The 17,177-nt window shown below is 72.6% G+C and carries 15 protein-coding genes; 8 read left to right on the plus strand and 7 right to left on the minus strand.

Going from position 1 to position 17,177, the window contains the following annotated elements:
- Positions 1-10 precede the first annotated feature (10 nt).
- Positions 11-1,825, plus strand: coding sequence for an ABC transporter ATP-binding protein (locus tag ACIA6B_RS30535; RefSeq protein ID WP_396778679.1), 1,815 nt, complete (start codon positions 11-13; stop codon positions 1,823-1,825).
- On the plus strand, positions 1,822-3,675 hold the full coding sequence (locus ACIA6B_RS30540) for an ABC transporter ATP-binding protein (protein ID WP_396778681.1): 1,854 nt from the start codon (positions 1,822-1,824) through the stop codon (positions 3,673-3,675). Before ACIA6B_RS30535 ends, ACIA6B_RS30540 begins: the two co-directional genes overlap by 4 nt.
- A 241-nt stretch (positions 3,676-3,916) precedes the next feature.
- On the opposite strand, the gene ACIA6B_RS30545 is transcribed toward ACIA6B_RS30540, so the two are convergent.
- The 3 genes from ACIA6B_RS30545 to ACIA6B_RS30555 all read right to left on the minus strand — a co-directional run bounded on the left by ACIA6B_RS30545 (position 3,917) and on the right by ACIA6B_RS30555 (position 5,771).
- Entirely contained in the window at positions 3,917-4,591 is a 675-nt protein-coding gene (locus ACIA6B_RS30545) for an HAD family hydrolase (RefSeq protein WP_396778682.1), read from the minus strand.
- A 221-nt stretch (positions 4,592-4,812) separates the two neighbouring features.
- Positions 4,813-5,007 carry a DUF397 domain-containing protein gene (locus ACIA6B_RS30550; RefSeq protein ID WP_396778684.1) on the minus strand — a complete coding sequence of 65 codons (195 nt, stop codon included), beginning with the start codon at positions 5,005-5,007 and terminating at the stop codon, positions 4,813-4,815.
- Positions 5,004-5,771 carry a DUF5753 domain-containing protein gene (locus ACIA6B_RS30555; RefSeq protein WP_396778686.1) on the minus strand — a complete coding sequence of 256 codons (768 nt, stop codon included), beginning with the start codon at positions 5,769-5,771 and terminating at the stop codon, positions 5,004-5,006. The genes ACIA6B_RS30550 and ACIA6B_RS30555 overlap by 4 nt, the downstream gene beginning before the upstream one ends.
- Before the next feature lie 481 nt (positions 5,772-6,252).
- Here ACIA6B_RS30555 and ACIA6B_RS30560 point away from each other — a divergent pair, with 481 nt between their 5' ends.
- Complete coding sequence (locus ACIA6B_RS30560) at positions 6,253-6,546, plus strand: hypothetical protein (RefSeq protein ID WP_396778688.1); 294 nt, start codon at positions 6,253-6,255, stop codon at positions 6,544-6,546.
- Complete coding sequence (gene valS, locus ACIA6B_RS30565) at positions 6,543-9,107, plus strand: valine--tRNA ligase (protein ID WP_396778690.1); 2,565 nt, start codon at positions 6,543-6,545, stop codon at positions 9,105-9,107. The genes ACIA6B_RS30560 and valS overlap by 4 nt, the downstream gene beginning before the upstream one ends.
- Positions 9,108-9,201: 94 nt before the next feature.
- Here valS and ACIA6B_RS30570 read toward each other — a convergent pair whose 3' ends face one another.
- Genes ACIA6B_RS30570 through ACIA6B_RS30585 form a run of 4 tightly spaced genes read right to left on the minus strand, consistent with a single transcriptional unit; the run spans position 9,202 to position 12,656 of the window.
- A complete protein-coding gene (locus ACIA6B_RS30570) occupies positions 9,202-9,912 on the minus strand; it encodes an ABC transporter permease (RefSeq protein WP_396778691.1) in 711 nt (236 codons plus the stop codon).
- Positions 9,912-10,871, minus strand: coding sequence for an ABC transporter ATP-binding protein (locus ACIA6B_RS30575; RefSeq protein WP_107158991.1), 960 nt, complete (start codon positions 10,869-10,871; stop codon positions 9,912-9,914). The genes ACIA6B_RS30570 and ACIA6B_RS30575 overlap by 1 nt, the downstream gene beginning before the upstream one ends.
- Complete coding sequence (locus tag ACIA6B_RS30580) at positions 10,868-11,749, minus strand: ABC transporter permease (RefSeq protein WP_281937936.1); 882 nt, start codon at positions 11,747-11,749, stop codon at positions 10,868-10,870. The genes ACIA6B_RS30575 and ACIA6B_RS30580 overlap by 4 nt, the downstream gene beginning before the upstream one ends.
- Entirely contained in the window at positions 11,742-12,656 is a 915-nt protein-coding gene (locus tag ACIA6B_RS30585) for an ABC transporter ATP-binding protein (RefSeq protein ID WP_396778694.1), read from the minus strand. The genes ACIA6B_RS30580 and ACIA6B_RS30585 overlap by 8 nt, the downstream gene beginning before the upstream one ends.
- Before the next feature lie 143 nt (positions 12,657-12,799).
- Between ACIA6B_RS30585 and ACIA6B_RS30590 the strand changes: the two genes are divergently transcribed.
- The 4 genes from ACIA6B_RS30590 (at position 12,800) to galT (ending at position 17,057) form a co-directional block, all read left to right on the plus strand.
- Positions 12,800-13,411: a DM13 domain-containing protein gene (locus tag ACIA6B_RS30590; protein ID WP_396778696.1), complete on the plus strand. Its 612-nt coding sequence runs from the start codon at positions 12,800-12,802 to the stop codon at positions 13,409-13,411.
- Between the two features lie 113 nt (positions 13,412-13,524).
- Positions 13,525-15,054 carry an adenylyl-sulfate kinase gene (gene cysC, locus ACIA6B_RS30595; RefSeq protein WP_396778697.1) on the plus strand — a complete coding sequence of 510 codons (1,530 nt, stop codon included), beginning with the start codon at positions 13,525-13,527 and terminating at the stop codon, positions 15,052-15,054.
- Between the two features lie 144 nt (positions 15,055-15,198).
- Positions 15,199-15,987 (plus strand): DeoR/GlpR family DNA-binding transcription regulator, encoded by a 789-nt coding sequence (locus ACIA6B_RS30600; RefSeq protein ID WP_396778699.1) that lies wholly within the window; start codon positions 15,199-15,201, stop codon positions 15,985-15,987.
- Positions 15,984-17,057, plus strand: a complete 1,074-nt coding sequence (galT, locus tag ACIA6B_RS30605; protein WP_281937942.1) for a galactose-1-phosphate uridylyltransferase — start codon at positions 15,984-15,986, stop codon at positions 17,055-17,057. Before ACIA6B_RS30600 ends, galT begins: the two co-directional genes overlap by 4 nt.
- Positions 17,058-17,177 lie beyond the last annotated feature (120 nt).

Here is a 17,177-nt window from a genome sequence, read left to right on the forward strand (position 1 = left end):
CCGTCGGTTGGTGCCCGCGCCCAGCGACGGCAATCCCGCGGCGCATACCGACGCCCGGTCCCAGCCGCTGCACAACCTCTGGCGGCTGCGGCCCTACCTGCGCCCGTACGCGACGGAGTTCGCCTGGCTGCTGCTCGCCGCGCTGGCCGCGACCGCGGCGAGCCTGGCCGTCCCGCTGGTGGTGCAGCGGGTGGTGGACGGGCCGGTGGCCCGGCACGACGCCTCCGGCCTGCTCCGGCTCGGCGCGCTCGCGCTGCTGCTCGGGCTCGCCGAAGCCGTGCTGATCTTCATCCGGCGGTGGACGCAGTCGTCCTCCTCGGTGGGCATGGAGGCGGCCATCCGGGCCGACATCTACGCGCACCTGCAACGGCTCCCGGTCGGCTGCCACGACCGCTGGCAGTCCGGTCAACTGCTCTCCCGGATCACCAGCGACCTCTCGGTGATCCGCCGGTTCCTCTCCTTCGGCCTGCTCTTCCTGGTGCTCAACCTGATCACCTACGCCGCCGTGGTGGTGCTGCTGATCCGGCTGCACCCCTGGCTGGGGCTGCTGGTCGCGGCCAGCGCCGTCCCGCTGTTCCTGATCAGCCGGCGGTTCGCCCGGCACTACCACGCGGCCTCCCGTCGCATGCAGGACCAGCAGGGCGACGTGGCCACCCTGGTCGAGGAGACCGCGCAGGGGCTGCGCACCATGCGGGCGTACGGGCGGGGCCCGGAACTGGCCGCCCGGTTCGCCGCCGGGGCCCGCCGGCTGCACGACACCGGGATCGGCAAGGCCCGCCTGCTGGCCCGCACCTCCGCGCTGTTCGACCTGGTCCCCAATCTGACGCTCGGCGCGGTCCTGGTGGCCGGTGCCGCCGCCGTGGCCGGGGGCGCGCTCACCATCGGGCAACTTGTCGCGTTCGTCAGCCTCCAGCTCATGCTGATCTGGCCGGTGCAGTCACTCGGCTGGATCATCGCGAACGGGCAGGAGGCCGCCACCGCCGCCGACCGGATCCAGGAGGTGCTCGACACGCCGCCGACCATCGTGGACGCCCCGCACGCCCGGTCGCTGGGCCGCGGCGAGATCCACGGCCGGCTCCGCTTCGAGCGGGTGAGCTTCCGCTACCCCGGCGCGCCCGCCCCGGTGCTGCACGACCTGGACCTGACCGTCGAGCCGGGCGAGACGCTCGCCCTGGTCGGCGCCACCGGGTGCGGCAAGAGCACGGTGCTCTCGCTGGTCCCCCGGCTGCACGAGGTGACCGGCGGCCGGCTCACGCTCGACGGGCACGACGTACGCGACCTGCGCCTCAACTCGCTGCGCCGGCTGGTCGGGGTGGCCTTCGAGGAGCCGACGCTGTTCTCCATGTCGGTCCGGGAAAATCTCACCCTGGGCCGGCCCGAGGCCGGCGAGGAGGAGATCCGGGCCGCCCTGACGCTGGCGCAGGCGGAGTTCGCGTACGAGCTGCCGTGGGGGTTGGCCACCCGGATCGGTGAGCAGGGGCTGTCGCTCTCCGGCGGGCAGCGGCAGCGGCTCGCGCTGGCCCGGGCGGTGCTCGGCCGGCCCGCCCTGCTGGTCCTCGACGACCCGCTCTCCGCGCTGGACGTGCACACCGAGGCGCTTGTCGAGGCCGCGCTGCGCCGGGTGCTGCGGGACACCACGGCGCTGCTGGTGGTGCACCGGCCCTCGACCGTGGCGCTGGCCGACCGGGTGGCGCTGCTGGAGGCCGGTCGGGTGGTGGCCGTCGGCACCCACTCCGAGATGCTGGCCGGGGTGCCCGCGTACCGGGCGGTGCTCTCCGCCGAGCCGGAGGGGCGGCCGGGCGGCGTCGGCCTGGTGCGGTCGTGACCGCGCCGGACGCCGACCTGACCCGGTGGCGGGGCCGGGCCACCGACCCGGACGCCGACCGCAGCCGCGCGGAGGGCTCGTCACCGGCGGCGGTGACCCGGCTCCGCGTCCGCAGCCGGCTCCTGCTGCGGACGCTGCTCCACCCGCACCGGGCGCCGCTCGGGCTGGCCGTGGCGCTGCTGCTGGCCCAGAACGCGGCGGCGATGACCGGTCCGTACCTGGTCATGCTCGGCATCGACCGGGGCATCGGGCCGCTGCGGGCCGGTGACGCCGGCCCACTGGTCGCGGTCGCCGCCGCGTTCGTCGTGGCGACCGCCGTCGAGTACGCGGCCCGGCGCGCGTTCCTCGCCCTCGCCGCCCGGATCGGCCAGGCCGTCCTGCTCGACCTGCGCCAGCGGGTGTACGCGCACTTTCTCCGCCTCGACGTCGGCTTCCACGAGCGCTACACGTCCGGCCGGATGGTGTCCCGGCTGACCAGCGACCTGGAATCGATCGGCGAGCTGGTCGACGGCGGGATCGACCGGCTGGTCATGGCCGTGCTGTCGGTGCTGTCGGTGGCCGGCATCCTGCTCTGGCTGGACCTGCCGCTGGCCGCGGTCACGCTGTTCGCGTTCCCGTTCCTGTTCGGGCTGTCCCGCTGGTTCGCGCGGGCCTCCGCCGGGGCGTACCGGCGCACCCGGGAGGCGGTGGCGCTGGTCATCGTGCACTTCGTCGAGTCGCTGCGCGGCATCCGCGCCGTGCAGGCGTTCCGCCGCGAGCCCCGCAACCAGCGCATCTTCGCCGCGGTCAACGACGACTACCGGCGGGCCAGCCTGCGGGCGTTCCGGCTGATCGCGATCTACTCGCCGGGCATCCGGCTGATCGGCAACCTGACCGCCGCCACGGTGCTCGCGTACGGCGGTTGGCGGGTGCTCGGCGGCCACACCGAGGTCGGCGTGCTCGCCGCGTTCCTGCTCTACCTGCGGCGGTTCTTCGAGCCGATGGAGGAGCTGAGCCAGTTCTACAACTCGCTCCAGTCGGCGACCGCAGCCCTGGAGAAGCTGGCCGGGGTGCTGGACGAGCGCCCGGCGGTGGCCGAGCCGGCGCGGCCGGTGCCGCTGCCCACCGGGCCGCCGCGCGGCGCCGTGGCCTTCCGCTCGGTCTCCTTCGGCTACCGGCCGGAGACGCCGATCCTGTCCGGGCTGGAGCTGACCGTCCCGGCCGGGCAGACCGTGGCGTTGATCGGGCCGACCGGGGCCGGCAAGTCCACGCTGGCGAAGCTGCTGGCCCGCTTCCACGACCCGGACGCCGGCTCGGTCCACCTGGACGGGGTGGACCTGCGCGACCTGGCCGACGCCGAACTGCGCCGGGCGGTGGTGCTGGTCACCCAGGAGACCCACCTGTTCAGCGGTTCCGTCGCGGAGAACATCAGGTTCGGCCGCCCGGACGCCGACGACGCCGCCGTGGTGGCCGCCGCCCGGGCCATCGGCGCGCACGAGTTCATCGCCGCGCTGCCCGACGGGTACGCCACCGACGTGCACCGGCGTGGCGGCCGGCTCTCCGCCGGGCAGCGGCAACTCGTCGCGTTCGCCCGGGCGTTCCTGGCCGACCCCCGGGTGCTGATCCTCGACGAGGCCACCTCGTCGCTGGACGTGCCGACCGAGCGGCTGGTGCAGCACGCGTTGCGCAACGTGTTGTGCGACCGCACCGCGCTGGTGATCGCCCACCGGCTCTCCACCGTGGAGATCGCCGACCGGGTGCTGGTCCTCGACACGGGCGGAATAGTCGAGGACGGCCCCCCGACCGAACTGGCCGCCGCCGGCGGCCGGTACGCCGCCCTGCACCGCCAGTGGCGCGACTCGCTGCTCTGAGTCGGCTGGTGATCGGGCAGCCTCGTCGCACCGCTCACGCCGGAGCCGGTCGACCGTCCGTTCATGACTGAAGAAACAGCGCGGAGAGCTGATCTGTTCGTAGGAACTTCCCGCTCGATGTGGGCCTAGCTGACGGTCGTCACTTCGGCCCGCATCCTTTTCGGTCAAGTCAATGAACCTTTACGCGCAACATGGTGACCACGGTTCCCGATGGCCTTGGATATCTTTTGCGACCGACCTGTCAGGACGGAACCTGGGCAAGCCTGAGCACGTATTCGAAGCCGCGTTTCTGCGCGGGCGAATCCACCATTGGCAGGATCAGCGCTGGTATGCCGGCGGAAACCGATCCGCCGTCGCTGGCGGGATGATCACCTACCATCAGGGTCTGATCCGGCGCGGCATGGAGGGCTTCGAGGGCGGCGCCCCAGATACGAGGGTCCGGTTTGACGAAGCCGACCTCATAGGACAGTACGAACGCATCGACATAGCCGTCGAGTCCGTGCCGCGCGAAGCATTTTCGGATATCCCAGCCGACGTTGCTGACGACGCCGATGCGAACACCGCTATCACGCAGTGCGGACAGGGTGGCGACGGTGTCGGCGTACGGCTCGATCGCTTCGGCGTGTGTTTCGTGCAAGACCGATGCAAGCGCCTGGTCCACCCCAGGAATCTTTTCGAGCACGGCGAGGATCGCCCGATCCCAGACTCGCGGATCCAGATCTCGGGCGATGTGTGCCGGATCCGTGGCCGTCTCCCGCAACAGTTCCGCGAAGTCGCCAGCAATACGGTGCGCCTCGCCGGCAGCCAATGTCCGGTCGATCGATGCCGCCGCGTTGCCCGCCCAGCGCTCCGAGTCCCTGGCGAACAGAGTCCAGGCGAAGTCGAACAGCACTGTCGTCACGGGCTTGGCGGTCATCGCATCACCCTAGATCAACACGACGAGTTCTGTGGACCGCGACGCAGTGAGCTATTCCGCGCAAAAGCCTCGGTAACGTTTCGTGATCATGTGGTCGATCAGCGTGCCGTCGATAATCACGTGCGGGTGGCCGGCCATCTTGGCCGCCAGGAGTGCACCAGCCAGGCTGGGCGCATGCACTGCGATCACTTCGGGTAGCCGGGGCTCTGGGTCATGTCGGGTCAGCCCACGGGGCCGAGCTTCTTGGCCAGGTTGACGAAGCCCTGCCAGGAAGCTGGCCCGAAGGTCAGCGTGCCGCCGTCACGGTCCTTGGTGTCCCGGACCAGGACGACACCCGGGAGGTTGTCCGCCACCTCGACACACGAACCACCGTTGTTGCCGCTCTTCGTGCTCTTGCGCCACTGCGCACCGGTCATGTCCATGATCCTGCCGCTTCTCTGATCAGGTCTAGGGACTGGTTGCGGGAGAGGGCCTCACCCCTGATGCGCTCCCATCTACGGCCGAGCGTAGCAACGGGCGCAGCCTCATTGACGATCTGCGCTGGCCCCTGACTGTCGACATGGGCGACGTGCTCACCGCTGGGTAGTTCGGCGATGATGAAACCGCCGCCGAGCCCCGGATACATGCCCACGTCCTTCGGCACGATGTGCACCTGCACCATAGGAAGAGCCGCGCAGCGGGCAACGTGCTCGACCTGCTCGCGCATCAGCTCACGGTCGCCATACGCCGACTGGTACAGCACTCCTGCGAAGATGACGGCGACGAACAGAGGCGGTCGCTCCCGGCGCAGGATTGCTTGGCGCTCGATACGGGAGGCAACCAGATCGTCTGCCTCCATCGAGGTGAGCGCCTCACCGGCGAGCGTCGCCCGTGCATACGCCTCGGTCTGGAGCAAGCCAGGTATCCAGCAATGCTCGAACCAGCGGAGCGCTACCGCTTCCCGTTCCCAGTCGACCCATGCGCGTAGCCATTGCGGCTCGCGACGCTTGAGGACATCGGGCCATAGGTCCTGAACGTCCCGTCCAAGGAGCGCGGCCACCTGCGCGCGTCTCCGTGGTTGCGGCACACGCCCAGGGGAGATCCAGCGCGCAGCCGTCTTCGGATCTACACCGGTCTGATCTGCAAGGCTCTCGGCCGTCTCGCCAGCCTCAACCATCGCCGCTTGGAGTACGTGGTTCATCCCGTCTCCCTGTGGACGTCCCGGATACCTCGGCACCATACCTTAACGCTGTGTATTGATCCCGTAGCTCCGAGGAAGGTGGTGCGTGCGGCGCTACCTGGTGGAGGACCGATGCCCGGCGGGAGCGCGGCCGGGGCCGCTCGTGGGCGGGTAACCAGGGGCGGCCCCTTCCCAACCACCGAGGGGGAGACGTGCCGGCGACCACTGCATCGATCAGGGGCGGAGACGTCCTGCATCTGACCCGCTCCGCGAGCGTCCAATTCGTTCGTCCGATCATCGTCCGCGTCATTCGAGAACTCACGGACCGGCACTGCTACGACGGCTGGACCTGGATCGAGGCGTACGAGCTGAACGCCAGGGGCGAGGCAGTCGCCAAACGGGAGTTGTTCGTACAGCCGGCCGGACTGCGCTGGCTCACTACCCCCACACCGGCAGCGCCGGTCAACCGTCGTCGATCCCGCGTAACGGCTCCGGCGCCGGCATGAGCAGCGCCGCCCGCCCGCACCTACCGATGCGCCCGATCTGGCTCTGCAAGCGCTGCGCCCAACCATGGCCGTGTGCGATCGCCCGCCTGGCCCTGGTCACCGAGTACGCGGATGATCGGCTGGGCATGTCGGTCTACCTGTGCGGGCAGCTCTACGAAGCAGCGATCGACCTGTATCGCCTGAGCCCGAACGAGGCACCATCACCACAAGCGCTGTTCGCCCGGTTCGTCGGCTGGACCCGTGAAAGCCGTGGAGCGGCCCCGCCGCACCCGCCTACCATCGGCGGATGAGTGACACGACGAGGACGGGGCGCTCCGGGGTCCCCGAGCGTCCGAGCCTGGACGGCCTGGAAGAGACCTGGGCCGGCCGCTGGCAGGCGGACGGCACGTACGCGTTCGACCGCACGAAGGAACGCGCGGACGTGTACTCCATCGACACCCCGCCGCCGACCGTGTCGGGCGAGCTGCACATGGGGCACGTCTTCTCGTACACGCACACCGACGTCGTGGCCCGGTTCCAGCGGATGCGCGGGCGGACCGTCTTCTACCCGATGGGCTGGGACGACAACGGGCTGCCCACCGAGCGCCGGGTGCAGAACGTCTACGGCGTGCGCCCCGACCCGGCGTTGCCGTACGACACCGACTGGCGACCGCCGGCCACGCCGGTGAGCGCCGACGCCCGAAAGAACCCGACGGCGATCTCCCGACGCAACTTCATCGAGCTGTGCGAAACGTTGACCGTGACCGACGAGCAGGCGTTCGAGGCGCTGTGGCGGCGGCTCGGCCTCTCCGTGGACTGGTCGTTGACGTACACCACGATCGGGCCGGCGGCCCGGGCGGCCAGCCAGCGCGCGTTCCTGCGCAACCTGGCCCGCGGTGAGGCGTACCAGGCCGAGGCGCCGACGCTCTGGGACGTCGGGTTCGGCACCGCGGTCGCGCAGGCGGAACTGGAGGACCGGGTCCGGCCCGGCGCGTACCACCGGCTGCGGTTCACCGGGCCGGACGGGCGCGAGGTGCTGATCGACACCACCCGGCCGGAGCTGCTGCCGGCCTGCGTGGCGCTGGTCTGCCACCCCGACGACGAGCGGTACGCCGACCTCGTCGGCACCGCTGTGCGTACCCCCGTCTTCGAGGTGGCGGTGCCGGTGCGCGCGCACGCGCTGGCGGACCCGGCCAAGGGCACGGGCATCGCGATGGTCTGCACGTTCGGTGACCTGGCGGACGTGACCTGGTGGCGGGACCTGCGGCTGGAGACCCGGGTGGTGATCGGCCGGGACGGGCGGCTGCTGCCGGAGCCGCCGGCGGACGTGCCGGCGGGGCCCTACGCGGCGCTGGCCGGGCAGAGCGTCAACGGTGCCCGGCGCGCGGTGGTGGAGCTGCTGGGCGAGGCCGGCGACCTGGTCGGCGAGCCGCGCCCGATCACGCACCCGGTGAAGTTCTACGAGCGCGGCGACCGGCCGTTGGAGATCGTCTCGACCCGACAGTGGTACCTGCGCAACGGCGGTCGCGACGCCGACCTGCGCGACGAGCTGCTGGCCCGCGGGCGCGAGCTGCGCTGGGTGCCGGAGCACATGCGGCACCGCTACGAGCACTGGGTGGGCGGCCTCACCGGTGACTGGCTGGTCAGCCGGCAGCGGTTCTTCGGCGTGCCGGTGCCGGTGTGGTACCGGCTCGACGACACTGGCGAGCCGGACTGGACCCACCCTCTCACACCGGACGAGGCGATGTTGCCAATCGATCCGACAAGCGAGCCGCCGCCCGGTTTCGACGAGTCGCAGCGCGGTCGGCCCGGTGGCTTCACCGGCGATCCGGACGTGCTGGACACCTGGGCCACCTCGTCGCTGACCCCGCAGCTCGTCGGCGGGTGGGAGACCGATCCGGACCTGTTCGCCCGGGTCTTCCCGATGGACCTGCGCCCGCAGGGACACGACATCATCCGCACCTGGCTGTTCGCCACCGTGGCCCGCTCGCACCTGGAACACGGTGTGCTGCCCTGGCGCACGACGGTGCTCTCCGGCTGGATCCTCGACCCGGACCGGAAGAAGATGTCCAAGTCCAAGGGGAACGTCGTCACCCCGATGGGGTTGCTGGCCGAGCACGGCTCCGACGCGGTCCGCTACTGGGCCGCCAACGGCAAGCCGGGCATGGACCTCGCCTTCGACCCGGCCCAGGTCAAGGTGGGCCGCCGGCTGGCCACCAAGCTGCTCAACGCGTCCCGCTTCGCGTTGGGGCTGGGCGCCGCCGACGCGCTGCGGGCCCCGGCGACGGAACCACTCGACACCGCGATGCTCGCCGAACTGTCCGGCCTGGTCGGGGCCGCGACGTCGGCCCTCGACGGGTACGACCACACCGCCGCCCTGATGGCCACCGAGGCGTTCTTCTGGCGGTTCTGCGACGACTACATCGAGCTGGTGAAGGAACGCGCCTACGGTGACGGGCCGGCGGCCGACTCGGCGCGGGCGGCGCTCGCCACCGCGCTGTCGGTGCAGTTGCGGCTCTTCGCGCCGGTGCTGCCGTTCGTCACCGAAGAGGTCTGGTCCTGGTGGCGGTACGGCTCGGTGCACCGGGCGACGTGGCCGACCACGTACGAGGTGGACCGCGCGCTGGCCGCGCCTGGCGACCCGGAGCTGCTGCGGCTGGCCGCCGACGCGCTGGGGCAGGTGCGCCGCGCCAAGTCGGAGCGGAAGCTGTCGATGAAGGCGGACGTGCCGCTGGCCGAGGCGCTCGGGCCGGCGGCCCTGCTCGACCAGCTCACCACCGTGGCCGACGACGTGCGCGCGGCGGGGCGGATCGCCAAGCTCGACCTGCTGCCCGACCGCACCCCCGAGCTGGTCATCGCCTGCGCGTTCTAACCCGCTGTCGGGTAATGGAGGGGCCCCTTCTTGACGCCTCCGGTAGAGAAGGGGCCCCTTCTCACCCAAGGGTGTTAAGCAGGGGCCCCTCCTTCTAGCTCGTCTCGCCGGCGACGCTGAACGAGCGGAGGCGGTCGACGGCCAGCGCGGTGAAGCCGACCGTCACCAGGGCGGTCAGCACGACCGCCACCGGCACCGAGACGGTGGTGCCGAGCAGCGCGGTCGGCGCGATGCGGTCGGCCAGCGCGATCACCCACTGCTGGACCGAGAGCACCTTGGTGCCGTCGACGAACCGGCCGAGCAGCCCCTCCCAGATCAGCACGTAGACCAGCCCGAGCAGCACCGGTCGCCGGCTCACCAGGCTGAGCGCCAGGAACAGCGCCGAGTAGGCCAACGCGCCGGCCACCGACGCGGCGACCAGGGCCAGGCCGAGGCGTACCGAGTCGGCCAGCACGCCGGCCACGTAGAGCGGGACGGCGACCGTGACCGCGCTGACGCCGGCCGCCACCGCGAGCTTCGGCAGCACGATCTGCCAGCGGGGCAGCGGCTTGGTGAGGATGTGCACCACGGTGCCGTCGTCGATCTCGGCGCCGAGCACGCCGGTGCCGACGATCAACGCGACCACCGGCAGCACCACGGCCAGGCCGAGGCCGACCAGCACCGGCGGCCCCCACTGGCCCGGGTCCACCCCGAGCGACCGGCAGAGCACCGCCAGGCCGATCAGGACCAGCGGCAACGGCAACAGCATGAGGAACCGGCTCCGGCCGAACAGGCCGCGGGCGGTGATCCAGGTAACGGTCGACATCAGGCCTCCACCAGATACGAGAAGACGCTCTCCAGCGACTCGTCCTCCGGCAGGAGCTGCCGGACCCGGATGCCGTGGCGGAGGGCGATCCGGGGCAGGGCCCGGGTGAACGCGCCGTAGTCGCCGGCCTTGACGGTCAGGCCGGTGCGGCCCAGCTCGACGCCGGAGACCGAGGACTCGGCCATCAGCGCCACCGCCAGCGCCCGGTCGTCGGTGGAGCGCACCGCGAAGACGTGCGGCCGGTTGGTCATCAGGCGGCGGATGGTGCGGTAGTCGCCGGAGGCGGCCAGCCGACCGGCCACCATCACCTGGACCGTGCCGGAGACCTGCTCGACCTCCTCCAGGATGTGCGAGCTGAACAGGATGGTCCGGCCGGCGTCGCCGAGCCGGTGCAGCAGCGCCATCATGTGCAGCCGCTGTCGCGGGTCCATCCCGTTGAACGGCTCGTCGAGCAGCAGCACCTGCGGGTCGTGCACCAGCGCGGCGGCCACCCGGGTGCGCTGCCGCATGCCCTTGGAGTAGGTGCCGATCCGGCGGCCCTGCGCGCCCTCCAGCTCGACCAGCTCGATCGCCCGCCGGGCCGCCGCCTCCGGGTCCGGCAGCCGGTGCAGCTTCGCGCTGGCCAGCACGAACTCGTACGCGCTGAGGAACGTGTGCACCGCCTCCCGCTCGCTGACCAGGCCGAGCCGCCGGTAGACGCCGGGGTTACGCCAGGTCGGCTCCCCGTCCAGCGTCACCGCGCCCCGGGACGGGGCGAGGAACCCGGCCATCATGTGCAGCAGCGTGGTCTTCCCGGCGCCGTTCGGGCCGAGCAGGCCGGTCACCCCGGGGCCGAGCCGCATGGTGACGTCGTTGACCGCCACCACGTTGCCGTACCAGCGGGAGACGCCGGCCAGGTCGAGGGTGCTGGTCGTGGCGGCGGGCGCGTCGGCCGCCGGTTGCGTGTGCAGCGCCGTCATCGGGCGGCCACCTTCCGGTATCGCAGGAGCAGCAGGCTGACGCAGGCGGCGACCAGCAGGACGGCGACCACCGCGTAGACCGGCCCGAAGCCGCCGATCGGGATGCCCCCCTCCTGTCCCTGGGTCAGCAGGTCGCCCAGCGCCCAGGTGCCCACGCCACTGACGAGCGACGACGGGGAGGCGAGGAACGCCAGCTCGTTGACCGTCCGGGAGGGCATGATGGACAGCACGCCGACCACCGGCGTGGTCATCAGGAACACCGCGACGATGCCGCCGGCGGCGAAGGCGCGCTTGCCGGTCAACGACGCGACCAGCAGGCCGATCGAGGCGAAGACCACCGCCCACAGCCCGGCGTAGAGCAGGCCGGGCAGCAGGTCGAGCAGCTCGTCCCACACCCCGCGCATGCCGCGTGAGGTGGTGAACGCGGCGCCGAGGAACATCACCAGCTGCGGACCGCCGAGCAGCAGCCAGAGCGCGGTCATCAGGGCCGCCAGCTTGGCCAGCGCGTAGTCGCCGCGGGGCAGCGGACGGGAGAAGTAGAGCGGGAGCACGCCGCTGCGCAGGTCGCGGGAGACCAGCTCGGGCGCGGCCACCGCGACGAAGAAGATGACCAGCCAGCTCATCGCGTCGGCGAACTGCGCGTACGTCAGCACCACCTGGCCGAGCTGGCTGCGGACCGCGGTCAGCCCGGCGGCCACCACGGTGACCACGGCGACCACCAGCCAGGGGAAGATCTTCGCCTTGGCGCTGCGCCCCAACCCGAAGACGGTACGCACGCCGTGCCCGTAGAGCGCGCCGAAGACCTGCCGCCGGCCCAGCCGCGGGCCGGTGTAGCGCTGGTATCCGATGTCGTGGATGACGCCCGTCGCGTCAGACATGGCTGGGCTCCCTCGGGGCGAAGAGCTCGGCCACCCGGTGCCGTCGCTGGTCCAGCCGGTGCAGTGGCAGGTCCAGCTCGGCGACCGCGCCGAGGATCAGGTCGTAGGTGTGGTCGTCGGCGAGCGGGACGAGCAGCAGCCGCCCGTCCCGGGACACCGGCAGGTCGAGCGCGGCGAGCCGGGCGGCCAGTTCCTCGGTGCCCTCGCTCACCTCGACGGCGAGCACGTCGGTGGCGGTGGTCATGGCGGCGACCCGGTCGGCGCGCAGCAGCCGGCCGCCGTCGATGGCGACGAGCGTGTCGCAGATCCGCTCCACCTCGCCGAGCAGGTGGGAGCAGACCACCACCGAGATGCCGAACTCGGTGCCGATCCGGTGGATGAGCGCCAGCATGGCGTCCCGGCCGGCCGGGTCGAGGCCGTTGGTGGGCTCGTCGAGCAGCAGCAGGTCGGGGTCGTGCACCAGGGCCTGGGCGAGCTTGACCCGCTGCTTCATGCCGGTGGAGTAGCCACCGACCGCCCGGTGCCGCTCCTCGTGCAGGCCGACGTGGCGCAGTGCCTCGGAGGCGCGTTCCCGGGCCACCGTGCGCGGCAGCCCGCTCATCCGGCCCAGGTGGGTGACCAGCTCGGCGGCGGAGAGGTCCGGCGGGAGGGCGTCGTGCTCGGGCATGTAGCCGACCCGGGCGCGGACCTGCGCCGGATCGGTGGTGGGGTCGAGGCCGAGCACCTGCACCCGGCCGCTGGTCGGCGGGAGCAGACCCAGCAGGATCTTGATCAGGGTGGACTTGCCGGCGCCGTTGGCGCCGACCAGCCCGATGATCCCCGGCTCGACCGACACGGTGAGGTCGGCCAACGCGGTGACCCGGCCTCCGTACGTCTTGGTCAGCGACTCGGTCGCGAGCAGTGTCACGCTGCCAGCCTAGGAAGCGGGGGCCCGCCTTTGCACCGGGAAACGCTCGGGGTTGTCCCTGATTCGGCCCGGACACCGCCGGTAAGGCTTCCGTAAGCGGCCGGACCGGTGCCCGCCGCGCCCGGGGCCGGGACACTCGACGCATGCCGATGCGTCTGCTGCGTGCGCCGCTGACCTGGATCGCAGTCGCCGTCCTCGTGGTCGGGGCGGCGACCGCGCTGTACTGGTTCCAGCCCTGGAAGCTGGTCACCGACAGGGAGGTGCACGAGGAACTGGTGGCGGTGCCGTCCGCGACGCCCTCCGCGGTGCCGTCCACGGCGTCGTCCACGGGGTCGGCCGCGCCGTCACGTCCGGCCGCGCCGTCACGTCCGGCCGCGCCGTCGCCGACGCCCGCCGGCCCGGTGCTGCTCGGCGGCGGCGAGTTCGTCAGCCACGAGCACGACACCCGGGGCGCGGCCCGGATCGTCCGCACCGCCGACGGGCGGCACCGGCTGGAACTGGTCGGGCTGGACACCTCGAACGGTCCGGATCTTCAGGTCTGGCTGACCGACCAGCCGGTTCGGACCGGGCCGTCCGGGTGGCGGGTCTTCGACGACGGGCGGCACGTGGCGCTCGGTCCGCTCAAGGGAAACCGGGGCGACCAGGCGTACGAGATCCCCGCCGGAACCGATCTCACCGGGCTGACCAGCGTCTCCATCTGGTGCGAGCGGTTCGCTGTCTCGTTCGGCGCGGCGGCGCTGACGACCGCCGGCTGAACCCGCCCGGCGACACCCGGCCGACCTGCGGGTGACCGGGAGGTGGAGTGGCGCTCTCGACCGATCGCCGGTGGGCTGCGAAACTGTGTGCCGGCCGGCGAGTTGGGGGTTCGATGAGCAACGGGTGGATCCTGCCCGAGGATGTGCTGCGGGATGCGCCGTCGTACGCGCCAAGACCCGCTGAGCTGGCCGATCTGGAGTTGTTGCTGACCGGGGCGTACGCGCCGCTGAGCGGTTTCATGACCCGGGCGGACCTGGCCTCGCTGGGCCGGCGTGGCCGGCTCGCCGACGGCACTCCGTGGCCGGTGCCGGTGACGCTCCAGGTGCCGGCGGCGCTCGCCGACGGGCTGGAGCTGGCCGACCCGGCGCGTCGGGCGCTGGTGCTCACCGACGGCGAGGGCGCCCCGGTGGCGGCGATGGACGTGAGCGACGTCTGGCCGGCCCGCGACGGCACGGTCGGCGTGGGCGGCGCGGTACGCCGGCTCGGCGACGGCGGCCACGGGCCGTTCCAGCGGTTGCGGCGCGGTCCGGACGAGGTGCGCGGGCTGCTGCCGCCGGGCCGGGTGCTCGGCGTCTTCGCCGACCGTGCGCTGCACCGCCCGCAGCTGGCCCAGATCGCGCACGCGGCCCGGACGCTCGGCGCGCACCTGCTGGTGCTGATCCCGGTGGGCGAGGAGTCCAGCGGTGGCCTGCCGGCCGAGGCGCTGGTGCGCAGCGTGTTCGCGGCCCGCGACCGGATGCCGCCGGCGACGCTGGTGGCGGTGCCGCTGGCGCGGCGCAGCGACGAGATCAGCGACGCGTTGCTGCGGGCGCGGGTCGCCGCCGCGTACGGCGTGACCCATCTGCTCTCCACCGAGGGCATGCTCTCCGGCGCGGGCCTGCGGGTGCTGGTGCCACGCGAGCTGGCGTACGACAACCGGGACGGGCAGTGGCGCTGGCGGGAGGACATCCCGCCGCGCAACCGCCGGTTGGCGCTCGGCCAGCACGAGATCGACGACCTGCTGGACCGGGGTTTCCCGCTGCCCGAGTGGCACACCCCGCCCGCGGTGGCGCGGGAGCTGGCCCGGGCCCGCCCGCCCCGGCGGCACCGCGGTCTGGTGATCTTCCTGACCGGCCTCTCCGGCTCGGGCAAGTCGACGATCGCCCGGACTCTCGCCGACGTGCTCCGGGAGCAGGGCGACCGGACGATCACGCTGCTCGACGGCGACGTGGTGCGGCGGGAACTCTCCGCCGGGCTGGGCTTCAGCAAGGCCGACCGGGACCTGAACGTGCGCCGGATCGGCTGGGTGGCCGCCGAGATCGCCCGACACCGGGGGGTCGGCATCTGCTGCCCGATCGCGCCGTACGCGGCGGCCCGGTCGACCGCCCGGGAGATGGCCCAGGCGGCCGGCGCGGGTTTCCTGCTGGTGCACGTGGCGACGCCGCTGGCGGTCTGTGAGCAGCGCGACCGCAAGGGTCTCTACGCCCGGGCCCGGGCCGGCCTGCTCACCGGCATGACCGGCATCGACGACCCGTACGAGGAGCCCACCGACGCCGATCTGGTGGTGGACACCTCGGACCTGACCGTCGAGGAGGCGGTCCAGCGGGTGCTGGAGCACCTCACCGAGACCGGCTGGGTGGAGCCACGCATGCAGCCGGCCTGACCGGCACGGATCCGCCGACCGCCGCCGTTCCGTCCCGGGACGGCGGCGGTGTCGCGTCCGCCCCCGCCGAGCGGTAGTGTTCGTCTTTGTTGGAACACGTTCGACCGCGTTCGCGGTGGGGGAAGGCTCGGGAGGTGACCGGGGATGCTCGCGCGACAGCGGCAGACCGCCATCCTGGAGCGGGTCCGCGCCGCCGGCGGGGTCCGGGTCACCGAGCTGGCCGCCGAGTTCGGCGTGTCGGACATGACCATCCGGCGGGACCTGGAAACGCTGCACGACCAGGGTCTGCTCGCCAAGGTGCACGGCGGGGCGACGCTGGCCGGGCCCGGCTCGACCGACGAGCCCGGCTTCCGGGCCAAGTCGGTCCGCCAGGCCGCGGAGAAGGCCGCCATCGCCGACCACGCCGCGCGGCTGGTCCGCCCCGGCGCCGCGATCGCGCTCTCCGCCGGCACCACCACCGCCGCGTTGGCCCGCCGGCTGGTGGACGTGCCCGGCCTGACGGTGGTCACCAACTCGCTGCCGGTGGCCGAGATCCTGCACGTCGGTGGCCGGCCGGACCAGACCGTGGTGCTCACCGGCGGGGTCCGCACCCCGTCGGACGCGCTGGTCGGCCCGCTGGCCGTGGCCGCGATCGCCGCGCTCCACCTGGACCTGCTCTTCCTCGGTGTGCACGGGATCAGCGAGCGGGCCGGGTTCACCACGCCCAACCTGATGGAGGCGGACACGAACCGCGCGCTGGTGGCCGCCGCCGACGGGCTGGTGGTGCTCGCCGACCACACCAAGTGGGGCACGGTCGGCATCTCGTCGATCGTCGGCCTCGACGCGGCGGACGTGCTGGTCACCGACGACCGGTTGACACCCGACGCGCGAGGGGTACTCGAGGACCGGGTGGGTGAGCTGGTGACCGTGCCCGCGACGGAGGGAGCGGAGTGAAGCGTACGCAGATCGAGCTGGCCGACGGCCGGGAGTTGATCTACTTCGACGAGCGGGACGACGCGGTGCGGGACCAACCGGACCGGCGGGACCTGCCCCCGCCGCCGCCCGCCTCGCAACTGCGGTACGACCCGCTGACCGACGAGTGGGTGGCGGTGGCGGTGCACCGGCAGACCCGCACGTTCCTGCCCCCGGCCGACCAGTGCCCGCTGTGCCCGTCGCGCGGCGACCGGCACAGCGAGATCCCGGCGCCGGACTACGACGTGGTGGTCTTCGAGAACCGGTTCCCGTCGCTGAGCCAGCGGGTCGCCGAGGAGCCGGCCGAGATCACGCCGTTCACCCCGGTGCGCCCCGGGCTCGGCCGGTGCGAGGTGGTCTGCTTCACCGACGACCACAACGCCTCGTTCGCCCGCCTCTCCCCCGGCCGGGTGCGGACCGTGCTGGACGCGCTCGCCGACCGCACCACCGCGCTGAGCGCGCTGCCCGGCGTCGAGCAGGTGTTCCCGTTCGAGAACCGGGGCGTGGAGATCGGGGTGACGCTGCACCACCCGCACGGCCAGATCTACGCGTACCCGTTCGTCACGCCGCGGACCCGGAGCATGCTGGCCGCCGCCCGCCGGCACGCCGAGCGCACCGGCGGCAACCTGTACGCCGACGTGCTGGCCGCCGAGCGCGCCGCCGGTGACCGGGTGGTGACCAGCAACGAGCACTGGACCGCGTACGTGCCGGCGGCGGCCCGCTGGCCGTTCGAGGTGCACGTGGCCCCGCACCGGCCGGTGCCGGACATCCCGGCGCTCGACGACGCCGAGCGGGACGCCTTCGGCCCGCTCTACCTGGACCTGCTGCGCCGCTTCGACGGGCTGTTCGACCTGCCGATGCCGTACATCGCGGCGTGGCACCAGGCGCCGGTGCGCGTCGACCGGGAGCTGGGGCACCTGCACCTCCAGCTGTTCACCGTCCGCCGGGCGAAGGACAAGCTGAAGTACCTGGCCGGTTCGGAGTCCGGCATGGGTGTGTTCATCAACGACATCGCCCCCGAGCGGGCCGCCGAACTCCTGCGCGCCGCGTGAAAGGCGGGGCCCCTTCTTCACGCCCCCGGTAGAGGCGGGGCCCCTTCTTCACACCGCCGGTCGCCCGCGCCCCGGAAACAGGGCGCGGGGGCCCGGTGACCGGGCCCCCGCTGGGAAGGG

Source organism: Micromonospora sp. NPDC051141 (assembly GCF_044455765.1).
Classification (GTDB): Bacteria; Actinomycetota; Actinomycetes; order Mycobacteriales; family Micromonosporaceae; genus Micromonospora.